15 protein-coding genes and 1 pseudogene are annotated in these 19,646 nt (G+C 50.4%); 15 read left to right on the top strand and 1 reads right to left on the bottom strand.

The features are described from left to right. On the top strand, positions 1–1,201 hold a 1,201-nt coding region (locus MPL1_RS00985), incomplete at its 5' end, for a putative bifunctional diguanylate cyclase/phosphodiesterase (protein WP_009725267.1). Then, positions 1,198–1,434 carry a TIGR02647 family protein gene (locus tag MPL1_RS00980; RefSeq protein ID WP_009725266.1) on the top strand — a complete coding sequence of 79 codons (237 nt, stop codon included), beginning with the start codon at positions 1,198–1,200 and terminating at the stop codon, positions 1,432–1,434. The genes MPL1_RS00985 and MPL1_RS00980, both read left to right, overlap by 4 nt. Here MPL1_RS00980 and folA read toward each other — a convergent pair. After that, positions 1,431–1,919, bottom strand: a complete 489-nt coding sequence (folA, locus tag MPL1_RS00975; protein WP_009725265.1) for a type 3 dihydrofolate reductase — start codon at positions 1,917–1,919, stop codon at positions 1,431–1,433. The genes MPL1_RS00980 and folA overlap by 4 nt on opposite strands. A 99-nt stretch (positions 1,920–2,018) precedes the next feature. Here folA and MPL1_RS00970 point away from each other — a divergent pair, with 99 nt between their 5' ends. The 13 genes and pseudogenes from MPL1_RS00970 (at position 2,019) to MPL1_RS00910 (ending at position 19,626) form a co-directional block, all read left to right on the top strand. Beyond that, complete coding sequence (locus MPL1_RS00970; RefSeq protein WP_152417537.1) at positions 2,019–3,629, top strand: Na/Pi cotransporter family protein; 1,611 nt, start codon at positions 2,019–2,021, stop codon at positions 3,627–3,629. A gap of 242 nt (positions 3,630–3,871) precedes the next feature. Beyond that, positions 3,872–6,052, top strand: coding sequence for a primosomal protein N' (locus MPL1_RS00965; RefSeq protein ID WP_009725263.1), 2,181 nt, complete (start codon positions 3,872–3,874; stop codon positions 6,050–6,052). Positions 6,053–6,157: 105 nt separating this feature from the next. Beyond that, positions 6,158–7,918, top strand: a complete 1,761-nt coding sequence (gene argS, locus MPL1_RS00960; RefSeq protein WP_009725262.1) for an arginine--tRNA ligase — start codon at positions 6,158–6,160, stop codon at positions 7,916–7,918. Between the two features lie 15 nt (positions 7,919–7,933). Then, positions 7,934–8,515: an SPOR domain-containing protein gene (locus MPL1_RS00955; RefSeq protein ID WP_009725261.1), complete on the top strand. Its 582-nt coding sequence runs from the start codon at positions 7,934–7,936 to the stop codon at positions 8,513–8,515. A gap of 67 nt (positions 8,516–8,582) precedes the next feature. Then, positions 8,583–9,857 (top strand): formylmethanofuran dehydrogenase subunit B, encoded by a 1,275-nt coding sequence (locus MPL1_RS00950; RefSeq protein ID WP_009725260.1) that lies wholly within the window; start codon positions 8,583–8,585, stop codon positions 9,855–9,857. Between the two features lie 12 nt (positions 9,858–9,869). Then, complete coding sequence (locus tag MPL1_RS00945; protein WP_009725259.1) at positions 9,870–11,537, top strand: formylmethanofuran dehydrogenase subunit A; 1,668 nt, start codon at positions 9,870–9,872, stop codon at positions 11,535–11,537. Beyond that, the gene (gene fhcD / locus MPL1_RS00940) at positions 11,534–12,436 is read left to right on the top strand and encodes a formylmethanofuran--tetrahydromethanopterin N-formyltransferase (RefSeq protein ID WP_009725258.1); all 903 of its coding nucleotides are present in this window, start codon (positions 11,534–11,536) and stop codon (positions 12,434–12,436) included. Before MPL1_RS00945 ends, fhcD begins: the two co-directional genes overlap by 4 nt. Beyond that, positions 12,433–13,248, top strand: a complete 816-nt coding sequence (locus tag MPL1_RS00935) for a formylmethanofuran dehydrogenase subunit C (RefSeq protein ID WP_009725257.1) — start codon at positions 12,433–12,435, stop codon at positions 13,246–13,248. The genes fhcD and MPL1_RS00935 overlap by 4 nt, the downstream gene beginning before the upstream one ends. 243 nt (positions 13,249–13,491) lie before the next feature. Further along, positions 13,492–14,506, top strand: a pseudogene (locus MPL1_RS00930) (class 1 fructose-bisphosphatase). A 26-nt stretch (positions 14,507–14,532) separates the two neighbouring features. Then, positions 14,533–15,255, top strand: a complete 723-nt coding sequence (locus tag MPL1_RS00925; RefSeq protein WP_009725256.1) for an ABC transporter ATP-binding protein — start codon at positions 14,533–14,535, stop codon at positions 15,253–15,255. A gap of 5 nt (positions 15,256–15,260) precedes the next feature. Next, entirely contained in the window at positions 15,261–17,627 is a 2,367-nt protein-coding gene (locus MPL1_RS00920; RefSeq protein WP_009725255.1) for an ABC transporter permease, read from the top strand. A 4-nt stretch (positions 17,628–17,631) separates the two neighbouring features. Next, a complete protein-coding gene (locus tag MPL1_RS00915) occupies positions 17,632–18,864 on the top strand; it encodes an efflux RND transporter periplasmic adaptor subunit (protein ID WP_009725254.1) in 1,233 nt (410 codons plus the stop codon). Positions 18,865–18,891: 27 nt separating this feature from the next. Beyond that, positions 18,892–19,626 (top strand): dienelactone hydrolase family protein, encoded by a 735-nt coding sequence (locus MPL1_RS00910; RefSeq protein ID WP_009725253.1) that lies wholly within the window; start codon positions 18,892–18,894, stop codon positions 19,624–19,626. Positions 19,627–19,646: the final 20 nt, after the last annotated feature.

Genomic DNA, 19,646 nt, shown 5'->3' with positions numbered 1-19,646 from the left:
TCAGTATATCAACGACAGCCTTGGACATGCGGTGGGTGATGATTTGTTAATCGCCGTTGCCAATCGGATGACAGAACTGGTCCGAGAAGAAGATACGGTCTGCCGAACCGGTGGTGATGAATTTATTGTGTTGTTGCCAGACACCGATGCTCAAGGAGCAGCGCATGTGGCTGAAAAAATGATCAATGCTATTAACCAACCGTTTACCATCCGCGACAATCAGCTATTCATCAGCGTCTCTGTGGGGATCAGTATCTATCCTGATAATGGTCGAGATGCGGAATCACTGAACAAGCATGCCGATACTGCCATGTACCGTGCCAAACAAGCCGGAAGAAACCAGTATCAGTTTTTCACCGAAGAAATGCATCTGCAAATTGTGCATCGGCTGGAGCTCGAACATGCACTGAGAAATGCGCTGCAAGAGCAGCAACTCTTCCTGGTCTATCAACCCCAATTTGACCTCAACACACAAAGCATCAGTGGTTGTGAGGCATTGATACGCTGGCAACATCCCGAATATGGTCTGGTATCGCCGGACGAGTTTATATCGGTCGCAGAAGAGACTGGCATGATTAATCCCATTGGAACATGGGTACTGGAACAGGCCATTGCACAATGCCGGCAATGGCTTGATGACGGTCATCAGGATATTTTTGTTGCGGTCAATCTGTCAGCCGTTCAGTTCAACAACCTCCAACTGGTTGATGATATCTGTGAGATTCTGCATCGCTACCAGCTACCCGCCCGGCACCTTGAACTGGAAATCACCGAGTCCGTTGCCATGATGGATATTGAGCTGACCATCCAGCAACTCAGAGCGGTCAAAAAACATGGCATCGGATTATCACTGGATGATTTTGGTACCGGTTATTCTTCACTGAGCTACCTGAAGCAATTTCCTATCAATATGCTGAAAATCGACAAAAGCTTTGTGTTGGATATGTTGGCAGATCCGGATGATGCTGCCATTGTTGATGCCATTATCACCCTGGCAAAATCACTCGGTTTGAAAACCCTCGCCGAAGGCGTGGAAACGGCCGAACATCTTGATCTGCTCAAGCGCAAAGGCTGCGATTTCGCTCAGGGTTATCATCTGAGCAGACCGGTCAACGCAGAAACCATCACTCAACTACTGGCAACAAATAAAAAAGCTCGCCATACTGAAGACACCACTACGGGCAGCGGAGCTGAACTATGACCATCGCACAAACTATCATTGATGAAATCGAAGTATTAATGCAGTTTGATCTCGACAGCACCTTGTCCGGCATTAAAATTCATCATAGCTCAGCAAGACCGGGGCTGGTTGAAGCGGCTGAACGGTTATTTAACAACGGCTTTATCGATCAGATCGATGGTGGTTATCTGACCGAGCTTGGTCACGAAGCTGCCGAGCATATTCAGTCTGCGATCCGGCTGCTGAGGCCCTAAACAAGCCGCTGATACTGCTCAAAGCAATAGCCATATTCATTGCTGTCATCTGCCGGATGAGCTTCACGGCTCAGACACTGCCATTGCTCTGGCTCCCATTGTGGAAACCAGGTATCACCGGCGACTTCGGCATCAACACGGGTTAAATACAGCTGATCTGCCAGAGGTAAAAACTGCTGGTACAGAGAAGCGCCGCCCATCACCATGGCCTGCTCGGCATCGCCACAGGCCGCCAGTGCTTGTGAAATATCCCTGACCACCACACAACCGACAGCCTGATAATCATCCTGTCGGGTCAGTACGATATTGGTTCTGCCTGGCAACGGCCTGCCAATAGACTCATGGGTATTGCGACCCATAATAATGGGATTGCCCATCGTTACCCGGCGAAAGTACTGTAAATCGGCTGATAAGCGCCAGGGCAGACCATTTTCCCGACCAATCACACCCTGTTTATCCATCGCCACAATAATTGCAATTTTCATATTGTCACCTGTTTTTGACTGTCGCATAGCATAGCATAGCACTGGATTTTGATGATTCCGGTATTATCAAAATCATCAGCGGTGCAAACAGGATCTGTGATGTTTTCGACAATTTCTGCAGTAGTAGGCGGACTGGGCATGTTTATGCTCGGCATGTGGTTAATGTCTGAAGGTCTGCGCATGGCCGCCGGCAATACCTTGCATCAACTTCTACAACACTGGACACGCACTCGACTGCATGGTCTGGGCATGGGATTTTTTTTAACCGCCCTGATTCAGCATTCCGGTGCGGTGACGGTTGCCACCATTGGTTTCACTAACGCCGGATTGCTGACACTGGAGCGGGCTATCTGGATCATTTTTGGCACCAATATTGGTACCACTGTCACTGCATGGCTGGTCGCCATGATTGGCTTTAATTTCAATATTGCCGCCTTTGCACTACCACTGATTGGCATTGGAATGCTGCTAAAAATCAGTCAGGGAGAAAAAGCTGTCGCCTGGCTCGGTCAGGCGCTGGTCGGATTTGGTGTGTTGTTTTTGGGAATTGACGTTCTGAAAGACAGTTTTGCCGATTTAGGCGCTGCAATATCACTGGATATCAGCACTGGCCATCTGGCCACTGACATTCTGTTATTCACAGGCATTGGCTTTCTGGCCACCGTATTGTTGCAATCTTCCAGTTTGATGCTGGCCATTACCATGACAGCACTGGCCGGAGGAATTATTGGGCTGATGCCTGCTGCTGCCGTTGTTGTTGGCAGCAATATTGGTTCAACATCAACCGCTATATTTTCTTCTTTTGGCAGCACCGCTGCCGCCAAACGGGTTGTCAGCAGCCATGTCATCTTCAATCTGCTGACCGCCTCCGTCACCTTGCTGATACTGGCACCACTACTGGCTATTCTGCATTTTGTGCAACAGCTTTTGGTGGATGTGCCGGCAGAAACCACAACGCTGGCACTGTTCCATACCTTGTTTAACCTGCTGGGTATCCTGCTGATTTGGCCAATCGCCAACAGATTGGTGAACTGGCTGGAACATCGATTTATCAGTAAAGAAGATGAACTGGGTAAAGCCCGTTATCTGGATAAGCATGCTCTGAACCTGCCGTCACTGGCTATGCATGGCCTGGTCAAAGAAACACAACGCGTCGCGGAGATGGCATTAAAAGCCGCTGCAGACAGTATCAATTTTGAACGACTCCATCCGGATCTGAAGAAAAATCAGCAGTATTGCGAGCAGATTATTCTGGCTATCGGTGAATACAGCCATCAACTCTACAAGCAAAATCTGCCTGAATCCGTCTCGGAAAAACTGCCGGTATTGCTGAGGATCAACCAATACTACGCAGCTATTTCCGAACTGGCAGTGATGCTGAACAAAAATCGCGGTACGCTGGAAACCACCATGGCATCGCACATAGAAACACAACTCAATGACTTCTATAAAGATTGCCTAAGCCTGGTGTCAGCTGCCAACATCAACGACAGTGGTGAATCAGACATCACACATCAGATGGATTCACTGGAAAGCAATTATCAATCACTGAAATCGCTACTGCTTAGACGTGGCGCAGAAGGCACGCTTTCAATTGCCCGGATGGAAAAGCTGCTGACTGCTATCAGCCAGGCACGACGTATCTGCCAACAATCCATGAAAGCCTTTAATTACTTTCAGAACAGTCAATTTGAAACTGATCAAAATTAAGCCAACATAACTTCTGTACAGACACTGTATTGAATCGATCATAAGCTGTGGATAAAAATCCTTGTGGATAACTTCAATAGTTACCCACAGGAGATCGCTTGCGCCAGCCGGAAGTTATCAACAGCCTCGATAGAACTCAAGCAACTGAATCTAAACAAAATAAAGGATTAATCCAATTATCCACATGACTAAAGAACTAACATCACATAAATTCTTTATATATTTTCTTTGGTAATGATTTAATGTCCAGCATTGTGCAAGTGGCGGTTCCGTGTCCACTAAGGCAAACATTTGACTATCTGAGTGAACTTGATGCCGATAGCTGGCAGCCGGGTATGCGGGTAAAAGTGTCTTTCTCGGGGCGTAATGTGATTGGCATTGTTATATCCAGCAAAAACAATGATTCCGTCGATCAAAAAACACTCAAAAATATTGAGCAACGCATTGATGAACAAGCACTGATTCCCCAGACATTATTCGACATCATTGTCTGGGTCAGTCGTTACTACCATCATCCGATTGGTGAATGCTTTCAAGCGGCGTTGCCCAAGCAACTCAGACGCGCCGATGCTGCACAACTGCAGTATGAAACATATTGGCGCTTGGCCAAAAACAGACAGCCCGAACAGCGTCTTGGCAAAAAACAACAACAAATCATCAACTTACTTGAGCAGCATCAAAACGCTCTGAGCGACAGCCAGATAAAAAAACAGCTTGGAAGCTGCAAAAGCAGCCTGGAAGGTCTACAAAAACTGGAGCTGATTCAGGCCGATCAGACAGCAAAAATGCCATTATTCAACGGCAATATCCTGGATCACAGTCAAACACTTAACAGCGATCAACAGTCCATTGTCGAGACTGTCTGGCAGCATAAGGACAACTTTCAACCCTTCCTGCTGCATGGCGTTACCGGTAGTGGCAAAACCGAGATTTACATTGAGTTGACCGCTCGGATGATGGAACAGGGCAAGCAAGTACTGGTATTAATCCCTGAGATTGGCTTGACTGGGCAGTTTGTTGAACGTTTCTACGCGAGGCTAGGTTCACAAATTGTCGTTATGCACTCATCGGTATCTGATAGTGAACGAAAACAAGCCTGGCTTCTGGCCAGAGAGGGTGCTGCCAAAGTCATTATTGGTACCCGATCAGCCATCTTCACACCGCTGTTGAATCCGGGGTTAGTGATTATTGATGAAGAGCATGACAGTTCATACAAGCAACAGGACGGCCTGCGATACCATGCTAGAAATATTGCCATGGTTAGAGGACGCAATCACGGTATTCCGGTAGTGCTGGGCAGTGCTACACCTTCACTCGAAAGCCTGCATCTGGCATCACAAGGCCGTTATCAAAAACTGCAACTGACTGAGAGAGCTGGAGGCGCACAGTTACCCAAGGTTGAACTGGTGAGTACCGAAGGACTCAGTGAATCGATAAGTCCGCAAATGCTTCAAGCGATTGAAAAACATCTTGCCAGAGGAAATCAGGTATTGCTGTTTATCAATCGACGTGGTTTTGCACCGATCTTGATGTGTCATGAATGCAACTGGCAAGCACACTGCAAACATTGTGACGCGCGAATGGTGGTTCACCAACATCGGAATATTCTGTTCTGCCATCACTGTGGTTACATTCAACGCTTACCTGATGAATGTCCGGACTGCGGTCACAAGGAATTAAAACACTACGGCGCAGGTACCGAAAAAATAGAGCAATCACTGGCCAGGCGCTTTGCAAATTATCCGGTGATCCGCATCGACAGAGATACCACACAGGCCAAGAATGCCTTTGCAGAAATCGTTGCAGAAATTCAGTCCGGAGAACCACAAATTTTGGTGGGGACTCAGATGCTTGCTAAAGGCCATGACTTTCACAATGTCACTCTGGTAGGCATAGTTGATGCCGATCATGGATTATTCAGCGCCGATTTCAGAGCCACTGAAAATCTCGCCCAATTGGTTGTTCAAGTGACCGGCCGAGCCGGCAGAGGCCAAAAAAAAGGCCAGGTGATGATCCAGACCAGTCAGCCTGATCATGAATTCTGGCGTCATCTACTGCATCAGAACTATGCCTCAGTGGCGGAGGCATTGTTACAGGAACGCACACAATTGATGATGCCGCCCAGCCATTACTGGGTAGTGATACGCTCCGAAGCAATGATTCAAAATGAAGCGATGCAGCTGCTGTTTGATGTGCTTTCGGTCATGCAGAAATACCCATCGCCAGAGGTGATATTGTTGGGACCTGTTCCGGCACTTATGGAGAAAAAAGCAGGACGTTATCGAGCTCAGTTATTGCTCAGTTGCGCACAGCGAAAGCCATTGCATCAATTATTGGACCAGACATTGCCAGAAATTTCCAAACTCAAGCTGGCCAGAAAATGCCGCTGGTCTGTTGATGTCGACCCGGTAGCGCTGATCTAGAAACACTATTCCTGATACCGATGACATGAATGGTTGATGTCATCCCGAACATGGATCGGTTAAAATGCGGCATTTATCATTTGTCTTGATTAAGGCTGTCGACCCTTGAAACAACAACTCATCCGACTGACAGAGCAGGCCCTTGGCAAGCTGGTCGGTCTGCAGAAACTCACCGTTACCGAGTTGCCCGAAGTGCAACTGGAACGTACCAAAGATAAAAAACACGGCGATTTCGCCTGCAATATCGCAATGGTACTGGCTAAAGCAGCCGGCATGAATCCTCGACAAATTGCTGAACTAGTGGTGGGTGCACTGGAAGATAATGCAGTCATCAGCAAGGTTGAAATTGCAGGGCCCGGGTTTATCAACTTCTTTCTTAGCGAAGCTGCTTCACGACAAGTTGTGATTGATGTATTGCAACAGCAAGACCAATACGGTCTCAGCAAGGTCGGTGCCGGAAAAAAAGTTCAAGTCGAGTTTGTTTCAGCCAACCCAACAGGCCCATTGCATGTGGGTCATGGTCGAGGCGCTGCCTATGGCTCAGTAGTCAGCAGTCTGCTTAAAGCCGTCGGTTTTGATGTGCATCGTGAATACTACGTCAACGATGCCGGTCGCCAGATGGATATTCTGGCAACCAGTGTCTGGCTCCGATATCTGGAAGCTTGTGGAGAACAAATTCCTTTCCCAAGCAATGGTTACCGTGGCGGATATGTTCAGGATATTGCGGAAATGTTGTTGCAGCAGCAAGGCGACAAACTTCTGCATGCGGCCTCAAAAGTATTTTCCGATATTCCTGCGGATGAACCACAAGGTGGTGATAAAGAAGCACATATCGATGCCTTGACCGAGAAAGCTAAAACCATCCTGGGTGAAAAACATTATCGTCTGGTATTTGATATTGGCTTGAACGCCATCTTGTCAGATATTCGTGATGATTTGGCTGAGTTCGGTGCCGAGTACGATCAATGGTTTTCAGAACGTTCACTGGTCGAATCCGGTGTGGTTGAAACCGCTATTGAGCAGCTCAAACAAGCCAATGTCATGTATCAGCAGGATGGTGCCTGGTGGTTCAAGTCAACAGATTTTGGTGACGAAAAAGACCGTGTCGTGATTCGTGACAACGGCCAGCCGACCTACTTTGCCTCTGATATTGCCTATCACCTGAACAAATACCAGCGTGGTTTTGATCGCATTATTGATATCTGGGGCGCCGATCATCATGGCTACATTCCTCGGGTACGCGCTGCCATGGATGCCATGCAGCAGGATATCAGCCAGCTCAATGTCTTGTTGGTGCAGTTTGCCGTGCTGTATCGCGGCAGCGAAAAAGTAGGCATGTCAACGCGTAGCGGCGAGTTTGTCACTCTGCGCGAGTTGCGTGATGAGGTAGGTAAGGACGCCGCCAGATTTTTCTATGTGCTGCGCAGTGCTGATCAGCATATGGATTTTGATTTGGAACTGGCCAAGTCACAAAGCAACGATAATCCTGTTTACTATGTTCAATATGCGCATGCCCGTGTTTGCAGTGTGTTCCGACAATTGCAGGAACGAGGTGGTGAGTGGACGCCTGAATCAGGCCAGCAAAACCTGCAACTGCTGACCCAACCTCAGGAACAGGATCTGTTCACCATGTTGTCCAGATACCCTGAAGTGCTGGAGCTTGCAGCACTCAATCATGCGCCGCATCTTCTGGCGCATTATTTGATGGATCTGGCTCGCGATTTCCACACTTACTACAACGCGCATCACTTTATTGTGGATGAGGCTGAGCTCAGTCAGGCACGTTTGTGTCTGGTCGCTGCAGTGCGCCAGGTAATTGCCAATGGCTTGGCGGTTCTGGGCGTTTCTGCACCAGAATCGATGTAAGAGGCTGACAAAATAATGGCTGCACGAAGAAATACCCGAAAACAGCAGAAAGGCAGTCTGCCCTGGGGCCCGATGTTACTGAGTTTTGCCGTTGGTGCTTTTGTGATGTTTTTGATGCATCTCAAAGATAATGTGCCGGAGGACAAGGCCAGCAAACAACAGACACCGCGTAGTGAAAGCAGAGGTATTCAGCCGACATTTGATTTTTATACGCTGTTACCGGAAACCGAAGTCGTGGTGCAGCAACCCCGACAAAGTCAGCAACCGATTGTGACTTCACCGCCGGAAGCAGCGGCTGAAGCGCCTGCGGAACCCGTTGCCGGACCTGCAACGGCAGCGATTCCTGCTGAAGCGCAAATCAGTTATATGATTCAGGTGGGATCATTCCGTAAGCTTGAAGATGCCGATGCCTTTCGGGCGAGATTAGCCTTTTTAGGTATTGAGTCCAAAGTTCAGACCGTTACCATAGACAATCAGGATACTTGGCACCGGGTTCAGATTGGTCCCATCGTCGGACGAGACAGTGCGGATGCGATGCAAAAACGGCTGCAGGATAACCAGATAGAGTCTTTGCTAATGAGGGCAAAACACAGTTAAACAGCCGCTTGGATTATCATCTTTATCCACCCGGTCTATTATTAATCACCATCGAGGAACCCCGGTTATGACGCAAAACAACGCTGCGAAAATCTGGCACGAGGTTGCCAGTCCTTTTTGTGGTATCGCCTCCGATGATTTGACCATAGAAGTGAATGGTTCAACGGTCAAAATATTGGAAAACGGGGATGCGATCACTCAGGCTGGTTTTGAAACTCCAATCACCGATACTCAGCCCAGGATTCAGGGTAAACCGGCAAGTCTTGCAGAGGCCGTCGAACATATCGCCAACTTGTTTCGACACAGTCAGCAACCGCTGATCGGCGGGCTTGGCACGGACTTGAATGGTGCACGGGCAGCTTTGGCGCTGGCAGATAAATCAGGCGCAATTGTCGACAGCCAATATTCAAAAGCGGCTTTCAGAAATATTCTGGTGTTGCAGGACACCGGTTATATGACCACCACATTGACCGAAGTGCGAAACCGCGTTGATTTGCTGGTTGTTATTGGCTCTGATATCGAAGCCACCTTTCCACGATTTTTTGAGCGCATGGTCTGGAATGACGAGAGCATGTTCGGTCAGGAAATTGAATCACGTCAGGTCGTGTTCATAGGCAAAGCGCCCAGCGGTGATGCATCGACGTCTCCGGGCGGTCGCAAAGCAAAAGTTCTGGGCTGTGCTGATGCTGATTTGCCAGAAGTCTTGTCGGTACTGAGAGCTTTGGTCAAAGGCAAACAAGTTCAGGCAAGCGAGGTCGGCGGGATTCAGGTCGCCGAATTGCAGCGTCTGGCCGAGCAACTGCTAGAGGCTAAATATTCTGTGTTGAGCTGGTCAGCCGGTCAGCTTGATTATGATCATGCGGAAGCGACCATTCAAACGGTCTGTGAAATGATCAAGGAACTCAACGCTACAACCCGCAGTAATGGTCTGCCACTGGGTGGCAAGGAAGGCGACACCACAGTGAATGCCGTAGCTTCCTGGCAAACCGGTTATCCCATGCGAACCAGTTTTCATCGTCGATTCCCCGACTATGATCCGTTTATCAATGAAACACAGCGTATTTTGAACAATAACGAGGCCGATGTGTTGTTGTGGGTGTCCAGCTTCAATGTCGCTGTCACTCCGCCTCAATCAAATGCAAGCACCGTGGTCTTGGGCAGAAGCGGGATGCAGTTTGAAACAGAGCCTGAAGTATTTATCCCGGTCGGGGTGCCTGGCATTGATCATGAGGGCCGAACTTTCCGCACAGACAGCGTGGTCTCGGTGCCTTTACGAAAATTACGTGACAGCGGCTTGCCCAGTGTATTTGATGTGCTGACAGCTGTTGAACAAGCGCTGTAAACGGAGACTAATATGCTTTTGAAACTGACAGGTGGTCGGATATTTGATCCGGCACATGATATGAACAACGTGGTTCGCGATATTTATGTGCGTGACGGTCGAATTGTGGATGCGCCATCCGATGGCAAAGTTGATCAGGAAATTGATGTTCGCGGCAAGGTCATCATGGCGGGTGCCATTGATATGCATACCCATATCGGCGGCGGCAAGGTCAATATTGCCCGCACCATGTTGCCTGAAGATCATGCTGAAGCCGTAGTCGAACGCACCGAGTTGTTACGCAGTGGCTGTGGTCATGCAGCACCGAGCACACTGACCACCGGTTATCGTTACGCTGAAATGGGTTATACCGCCGGGTTTGAACCCGCTGTACTGCCTATCAATGCGCGTCAGGCACATATGGAAATGCATGATACGCCGATCATCGATAAAGGCGGTTATGCCATGCTCGGCAGCGATGATTTTCTGCTGCGTATGATGGCGGCCAATGCCGATCAGGAAGCTATCAACAACTACGTGGCATGGATTTTGACGCATACTCAGGCGGTTGGCTTGAAAGTGGTCAATCCAGGCGGTATCAACGCCTTCAAATTCAATCAGCGCAAACTGGATTTGGATGAAAAAAATATCTACTACGGCGTAACGCCCCGAGATATTTTGCACCGTCTGTCAACGGCAGTGACCGAGCTGGGTGTGCCTCATCCTTTGCATGTACATGGCTGTAATCTGGGTGTTCCGGGCAATATGAACACTACGCTGGATACCATTCAAGGCGCAGAAGGTCTGCCGATGCACTTGACCCATATCCAGTTCCATAGTTACGGAACAGAAGGCGACTTCAAGTTTTCTTCAGGCGCTGCGCAGATCGCCGAAGCCATCAATAAACACAAAAACATCACCGTGGATGTCGGGCAAATTCTGTTCGGTCAGACAGTGACCGCATCCGGCGATAATATGCGTCAGTTTGCCGGTAGCCCACATGCCCATCCCAACAAATGGGTATGCATGGATATTGAATGCGATGCGGGCTGTGGTGTGGTGCCATTCAAATACAAAGATCAAAGCTTTGTAAACGCCTTGCAGTGGATGATTGGTCTGGAAACGTTTTTGATGGTCGATGATCCCTGGCGTATTTTCCTGACCACCGATCATCCCAACGGTGCGCCGTTTACCAGTTACCCGCATCTGATCAAACTGCTGATGGATAAATCGTTCCGCAACGACATGCTGTCAACCTTGCATCCAGAGGCGCAGAATGCCACGCATCTGGCGTCTCTGGATCGTGAATACAGCCTTTATGAAATTGCCATCATGACCCGGGCCGGTGCCGCCAAACTGGTTGGTTTGGCTGATCGTGGGCATTTGGGGGTGGGCGCTGCTGCAGATATCACCATTTATACCGATAACGCCGATCGTGAAGTCATGTTCAGCAAACCTGATTATGTCTTTAAAGACGGCCAGCTGGTGGTCAAAAACGGTGAAGTCGTCAAGGTCACCTGGGGTACGACTCATGTGGTCAAACCAGAATACGATGCCAGCATCGAAAAGCCGTTGCAGGAGTACTTTGACAAGTACCACACCATGAAAATGGGTAACTTTAAAATCAGTAATGATGAAATCGCAGATGATGGCCGAGGCAGTCTGACCATTCAGCCGTTGCGGCAGGGAGGCAAGTTATGATTATCAACGGCGTCAGCATTGACCCGACTTTCGCAGAAGCCTTTCCAATGAAAGGCACCCGGGTCATTATCACCGCGCAAAATCTGCAATGGGCGATGAACTCAGCCCAGGCATTTACCGGTTTTGCCACCTCAGTCATTGCCTGTGGTTGTGAAGCGGCGATTGAACGGACCCTGGATCCTACAGAAACACCAGATGGTAGACCGGGCGTTGCTTGCCTGATATTTGCCATGGGCGCCAAGGGCTTGGCCAAGCAAGTTGAAACACGGGCTGGCCAGTGTGTACTGACTTCACCTACTTCAGCGCTTTTCTCTGGCATACAAGGTGAGGACGGTAAAGATATTCCTCTGGGTAAAAATCTACGTTTCTTTGGCGATGGTTTCCAGATCTCCAAGATGATTGGTGGTAAACGCTATTGGCGAATTCCAGTGATGGATGGCGAGTTTTTGACCGAAGAAAATACCGGTGTAGTCTCGGCAGTGGGTGGTGGTAATTTCCTGATCTTGGCCGAGTCTCAGCCACAGGCTTTAGCAGCATGCGAAGCGGCTATCGAAGCGATGAAAAAAGTGCCCAATGTCATCATGCCGTTTCCCGGCGGTGTGGTACGCAGTGGTTCCAAAGTCGGCTCCAAATACAAAGCATTGAATGCGTCGACCAATGATGCTTTTTGTCCAACGCTCAAAGGCCAGACCAAGTCGGAATTGTCACCCGAAGTCGAGTCCGTCATGGAAATCGTTATCGACGGTCTGAGCAAGGAAGACATTGATGAAGCGATGCGGGTAGGCATTGAAGCCGCCTGTGCTCTGGGCGCTGAAAACGGTATTCGTCGAATCAGTGCCGGTAACTACGGCGGCAAGCTGGGTCCGTTCCACTTCCATCTTCAGGAGATCATGGCATGAGCGCTTTGACATTCAAATTGATTTTTGAACGCGCCCAGCGAGTTGATTGTTCACCGCTGACCAAGGACAAACTGGAAGGCAAAACCGTTGCCGAGATTGCCGCTCTGCCTTTGGTGGCAGGCAGACAGCCCGTCACTGCCGGCGATGTGTTTGAAATCAGTGGTGATGATTGCCGCCATATCGTGTTTGAAAACAGTTCAGACAAGCTCGATTTTATTGGTCATGGCATGTCTGATGGCGAGATCACCATCCACGGTGCTGCAGGTGCCTATCTGGGTCAGTTTATGACCGGTGGCCAGATTACGGTGAATGGAAGCAGTGATATTTATACCGGTTGTGAAATGAAAGGCGGCCAAATCAAAATCAACGGCAATGCCGGGGATTTTGTCGGCGCGGCTCGTCCTGGATATAAAAACGGCATGACAGGCGGCACAATTATAATCAGCGGTAACACCGGTGCTCGAACTGGAGATCACATGCGTCGAGGCATGATTTTAATCGAAGGCGATGCCGGCGATTATTGTGGTTCGCGAATGGTCTCGGGCACCATCGCCGTATTGGGTGGTGTCGGCCGCCATCTTGGTTATGCGATGAAGCGAGGCACCTTGCTGCTAAATCAAGCGCCGGCCCAGGGCATCAGCGCCAATTTCAACGATTGTGGTTCACACACACTGGCATTTCTGCCGCTGCTGTTTGCCGAGTTTGCCAAGCTAGATAGTGGCTTTGCCAAAGTCTCGCCATTTTCACGAGTACAACGCTACGCCGGTGATATTGGCGGCATCGGCATGGGCGAGATTTTGGTGCGTTTGTAACGCACTGAGACTCGAGCACTAAGCGTCGCTATCCAGCGCGCTGGCCAAGGGCGTCAAAGTTGGCCAAACCTCAATGAGATAATAACGCGCTATAGCTGAAATCCTCGGCTATAGCGCGTTATTTCGTGAAAATTCCCTTCGGTAATGTGTGTGACGCTGTGGTCAGATAGTTTGTCCGGCACTGCTTTGGCAATTTGGTCGCTTTGGTTTACTCTTTGGTGAATCACCAAAGAGGGAGCGCTCATGTCCGATATCGGAAAATCCGTCATCCAGTATATTGTTGAGCAACAGCGTGCGCACCCTGACGCCTCGGGTGATTTGTCAGGCTTGCTCAGTGATATTGTCAGTGCCTGTAAGAAGATTTCTCATCTGGTTTCGCGCAGCGGCATTATTGGCCTTGGCGGATATGCGGATAGTGAAAACATTCAGGGTGAAGCGCAAAAAAAAACTGGATATCATCAGCAATGATGTGATGGTGGATCACCTGAAGTGGACCGGGCATCTGGCAGCCATGGCGTCCGAGGAAATAGAGGATCTGATTCAGATCCCCGGCAAGTTTCCCAAAGGCAAATACCTGATTTGCTTTGACCCGCTGGATGGATCATCGAATATTGATATCAACCTGACGGTTGGCACCATCTTTTCGATTCTGCGTTGCCCCGAAGGAAACGGTAATCCCACACTGAAAGATTTTATGCAAAAGGGTACCGAACAGGTATGTGCCGGTTTTTGCATCTATGGCCCCAGCACCATGCTGATACTGACCATCGGCAATGGCGTGAATGGCTTTACGCTGGACAGGGACGTTGGCGAATTTATTCTGACCCACCCCAATATGCGAATTCCGCGTGATACCGCCGAATTTGCCATCAATATGTCAAATCAACGCTTTTGGCAGCCACCTATCCAGCGCTATGTTGATGAATGTGTGCGTGGCACCGAAGGCGTGCGGGAGAAAAACTTCAATATGCGCTGGAATGCGTCGATGGTGGCCGAGGTGTATCGCATCCTGACCCGAGGCGGAATTTTTCTCTACCCGTCAGACAGCAAAATCGCCAAGCAAGGTGGAAAGTTGCGGTTGATGTATGAAGCCAACCCCATGAGTTTTATCGTTGAGCAAGCGGATGGGCTGAGTTCAACCGGATTGGAACGTATTATGGAGATTCAGCCCAAGGATATTCATCAGCGAGTTCCGGTGATTTTGGGTTCAAGAGCCGAGGTTGAACGGGTCGTTCGTTATCACTCGGAAAAAGCCTGAACAGCCCGTCTGTTACGCCGACCGCCATGGCCGATAAACAACAGCCATTACCGGCATTTAATGTCATCGGACTGACGCGACAATACGGCGAAGGTGCTGCTGCCGTGCACGCCCTGCAAGGCATTGATTTACAGATTCCGGCATCGGCGCTGGTGGTATTGTTGGGGCCGTCTGGCAGTGGCAAGTCAACCTTGCTGAACATTATGGGCGGTCTGGATCATGCCAGCAGTGGTGAGTGCTGGTTCTTTGATCAAGCACTGCATCAGTTCAGTGAAAAAGCGCTGAGCCTGTACCGACGGCAAAATGTCGGATTTGTCTTTCAATTCTACAATCTGATGCCGAGCCTGACGGCGCGGGAAAACGTGGAATTGGTCACCGAAATTGCGGATTCACCGATGGCGGCTGATGAAGCCCTGGCATTGGTGGGGCTCGACCATCGCCTGGATCATTTCCCGGCACAGTTGTCAGGTGGTGAGCAACAGCGTGTCGCCATTGCCAGAGCCATCGCAAAAAATCCGACCCTGTTGCTGTGTGATGAACCGACCGGTGCACTGGATAGCGCCACTGGTCGAACTGTATTGAAGGTGTTGCAGCAGGTTAACCAGCAACTGGGCACCACTGTCTTAATAGTGACCCACGCCGCCGCAACGGCGGAAATGGCCGATCGCGTCATTCACTTTGCCGACGGAAAAATTCGCGAGGTCATCGAAAACCCTGCGCCAGTGCCTGCTGAGCAGATTGTCTGGTAATACCGATGTTATCGCCGCTCGATAAAAAACTGTTTCGGGATATATGGCGGGTTAAGGGACAGGCGATTGCCATCATGCTGGTGATCGCATCCGGTGTCACCTTGATGGTGATGATGGACGGTATGGTCAATTCACTGACGGACACCAGAGATACCTACTATGAACGGTATCGGCTGGCGGAAGTGTTTGCCCCGGTAAAGCGTGCCCCGGCGCATATGGTGGATCGGGTTGCTGATCTGGACGGGGTGTTAGTCGCAGAAGGCCGAATCAATGCCGCAGGGCAGATCAACTTGCCAGGCATTGATGTGCCAGTTCGTATGCAGGCAGTGTCATTGCCGGAACACCGGCAACCGGGTCTGAATGCTGTTTATCTCTCGGCCGGCCGGCATTTGCAGGCTAATCAGCGTGATGAAGTGCTGTTGCTGGAGAGTTTTGCCCGTGAGCATGAACTGGCACCGGGTGACCGCATGACGGTGACCATGAACGGCGCGCGACATCAATTTCATATTGTCGGTTTGGCGCAATCACCGGAATTCCTTTACACCACACCGCCCGGCGAACTGGTGCCAGACGAAGCACGTTTTGCCGTGGTCTGGATGAATCAGAAAGCCTTGGCCGCAGTGTTTGATCTGGATGGTGCCGTTAACGAGATTCTGTTGCGAACCAGTCGGGATGTTTCTGAGACAGGCATCATCACCGAACTGGATCGGCTGTTGAGCCCTTATGGTGGTCTAGGTGCCTATTCACTGGACGATCACCTATCCAATCGATTTATTGTCGACGAGATAAACAGTTTGCGTGTTTCCAGTCGAACCGTTCCGCCGGTTTTTCTGGGCGTGGCGGCTTTTCTGTTATACATCGTCATATCCCGAATGGTGCAGGTTGAACGTGAACAAATCGGCTTGTTGAAAGCATTTGGTTATAGCAGTGTCGAAATTGGCGGCCATTACTTCAAGTTTGTCGTTTTGATCGCCGCAGGTGGTGCTTTGCTGGGCTGTCTAATGGGTGTCTGGTTGGGCCATTCGCTGAGTGGTTTTTATCAGCTTTATTACAAATTCCCGTTTCTGGTCTTTAGCGTCGATCCGAGTGCCTTTGTGATTGGTTTTGTCAGTAGCGTCGCCGCCGCTTCGGCAGCCAGTCTGCTGGTATTGAGAAGGGCGTTTAACCTGCCTGCGGCAGAAGCCATGCGTCCGCCTGCTCCCCCTGATTACAGCGCTTCGCTGCAAATTCCCAAACCTGTGTCCACCTGGCTGGATCAGCCCAGTCGAATGATGCTGAGGTCGGTGCTCAGGCAACCGGCAAGAGCGATGTTGGCGACATTGGGAATTGCGGCGGGTATGTCGCTGAGCGTGGCTATGCTGAGTGTGATGAGTGCTTTTGATCGAACCATTTCGCTCAGCTTTGATGTGATTGATCGTTCGGATGTCACCGTGACTTTTATTGAACCGCTGGGCAGTAGCGCGACGTTCTCGCTGCAGTCACTCGATGGCGTTTTTAAGGTTGAACCGTTTCGAGCAGTATCTGTGCTGATGCGTAACGGGGTACATGATTATCGTGGCAGCATTACTGCACTCAGCGAAAATCCAGCGCTTTATCGGGCCGTTGACGTGTCCATGCAGGCCATTGATTTACCGACAGAAGGCATTGTGCTGTCCCGATCTTTGGCAGAACAGTTGGCTATCCTGCCCGGGCAGTGGCTAACGATTGAGATCAGAGAGGGGCGGCGTCCGGTGATTGAAGTGCCCGTGGTAAGCATTGCGGATACTTTGCTCGGCTCGCCGGCATTTATGTCGATTGAGACCCTTAATCGATTACTGAAAGAACCGGGCAGGCTTTCCGGTGCTTATTTGTCAATCGATCAGCAACAGAGTCAGCGCTTGTATCGACAACTCAAAGACATGCCTGCGGTGGCCGGTGTCACCTTGCGTGAGGAGAGCCGTTCAGCGATCCGAGAGGTTATGGATACCGGCGCGGGCGCTATGCGCTTTATCATGACAGCAATTGCTGCGGTGATAAGTTTTGGCGTGGTGTACAACACGGCTCGAATCAGTTTTGCCGAACGTGCTCGCGATCTTGCCAGCCTGCGGGTACTTGGCTTGAGCCGTTCAGAAACCGGTTTTGTCTTGCTGGGCGAGCTGGCTTTGATTGCCTTACTGGCACTGCCAGTCGGTTGCCTGTTAGGGTACTTTCTGACCAGTCTGATTGCAGAAGCTTTCAGTACCGATTTGTATCGTATTCCAATGGCTTTTGTGCCCGCCAGCTATGGATTGGCGATGCTGGGTGTTGTGGTGGCTGCGGTGGTGTCGGGCATCTTGTTGCAAAGAGATATTCACAGACTTGATTTGGTCTCAGCGTTGAAAATTCGGGAGTAGTGTCATGGTTGCTCGACGTAAATCGAGATCGATTCTCACAGTGTTGGTAATGGTATTACTGATCATTGCCTTTGCGCTGGCATTCTCTCCCCGGCCGGAAGCCGTAGATATTGTGTTGGTGCAGCGGCAGGATATGCAGCTGACCATCAATGAAGAAGCGCGTACCCGAGTGCGAGATGCTTATATGGTGTCTGCGCCGATTGCCGGTCGTCTGTTACGTGTAGAGGCCGAACCGGGCGATCCGGTGATAGGCGGCGAAACTATCATCGCCAGAATGTTGCCGATTAATCCATCGGCACTGGATATTAGAACACGTGAACAGGGGCTGGCAGCGGTTAATGCGGCTGAGGCAGCGCTCAGAATGGCAAGAGCAGATCTGAACAAAGCCATCGCAGACAAGGAGCTGGCCGAGGCAGAGCAACAACGTATTCGCCAATTACATGAGCGCGGGCTGGTGACCCGTTCCGAACTGGATCGGGCAGTGCGTGGCTACAGGGCCAGTCAGGCAGATCATGATACGGCCATTGCCGCGATTGCCATGCGAGAGGCTGATCTTGCCAATGCACGAGCACGCTTGATCAGTTTCAATGATCCGCTCAGTCCGGCTAGCAGTGTGACTAATAGCAACACCATCCCTTTGGTTGCACCGGTGTCAGGACGAATTTTGAGGATTTTGCAAAAGAGTGAAACAACGCTGGAAGCAGGTGCGTCTATTCTGGAAATTGGTGATACGGCAGAGGATCTGGAGATTCTTGCCGAATTATTGTCCAGCGATGCCGTCAGAGTTTCTGTAGGTGATCCGGTGTTTATCGATCATTGGGGTGGCCCTGAACGTCTGACAGGACAAGTCGAACAAGTGGAACCCTGGGGGTTTACCCGGTTTTCAGCCTTGGGCGTAGAGGAGCAGCGGGTCAACACCATCATTCGCTTCACTGATGATCCGGACAAACGTCGTGCCTTGGGCCATGGCTATCGGGTTGAGGTTAGCATTGTGGTCTGGCAGGCTCATGATGTACTGACGGTACCTTCAGCGGCCTTGTTCCGCCATCATGGGTCATGGGCCGTGTTTGTGGTGGATGAGCGTCAGCGGGTTCAGCTGAGACAGGTTTCCATAGGGGTTAACAATGGCATGAATGCGCAGGTGCTGGAGGGCTTAACCGAGCATGAACGTGTGGTCATATACCCCGGTCCTGAAGTGCAGGAGGGCCGACGAGTTCAAGATCGGACAATATTTTAAGTGAGCAACAAGTAGGAGTAAGCCGAGATGGTAAAAATTCTGGCTCTGCTGGTCGGCCTGATGGTGTCATCGGCCATGGCAAATGAAGTGCAATATCAGCTGGAGGGCAACACCTACCAGGGCTATTTTGTTGCCCAGGATCAGGCCGACAAACTGGTGTTGCTGATACATGACTGGAATGGGCTGACCGAATACGAACAACGTCGGGCAGACATGCTGGCCGAAGCCGGATATGCGGTATTTGCGGCCGATTTGTTTGGCAAAGGAATCAGGCCCACAGAGGATGTTGATAAACGCCAGCATACCGGCGAGCTCTACCAGGACAGGCAAAAAATGCGTCGACTGGTGATGGCTGCGCTTGATACCGCAGGAGAATTGGGTGCAAATACCCGCCAGGTAGTCATTATGGGCTATTGCTTTGGTGGCGCTGTCGCGCTGGAGATGGCGCGAGCGGGCAGTGATTTTCTGGGTTATGTCAGCTTTCATGGTGGCCTTGGCACCCCTGAAGGACAGGATTACAGCCAAACTCAGGGAGAGATTCTGGTGTTGCACGGCACGGCCGATCCGATGATTAGCATGCAGGATTTTGCCGCGCTGGCCGAAGCGCTGGAACAGCATCAGGTGCCCAACGAAATGATTGCCTATGGTGGTGCGGATCATGCATTTACCGAGTTTGATGACGCTCGTTATCACCCGGAAGCGGATCGTCGCTCCTGGCAACGTTTTCTCGGTTTTCTCGAAGATCGCTTTGCCAGCCACTGATGTATCAAGCCCGGATTGGC

Origin of the sequence: Methylophaga lonarensis MPL (assembly GCF_000349205.1) — a bacterium.
GTDB classification, from domain to species: domain Bacteria; phylum Pseudomonadota; class Gammaproteobacteria; order Nitrosococcales; family Methylophagaceae; genus Methylophaga; species Methylophaga lonarensis.
This window is presented reverse-complemented; position numbering and strand designations above follow the sequence as displayed.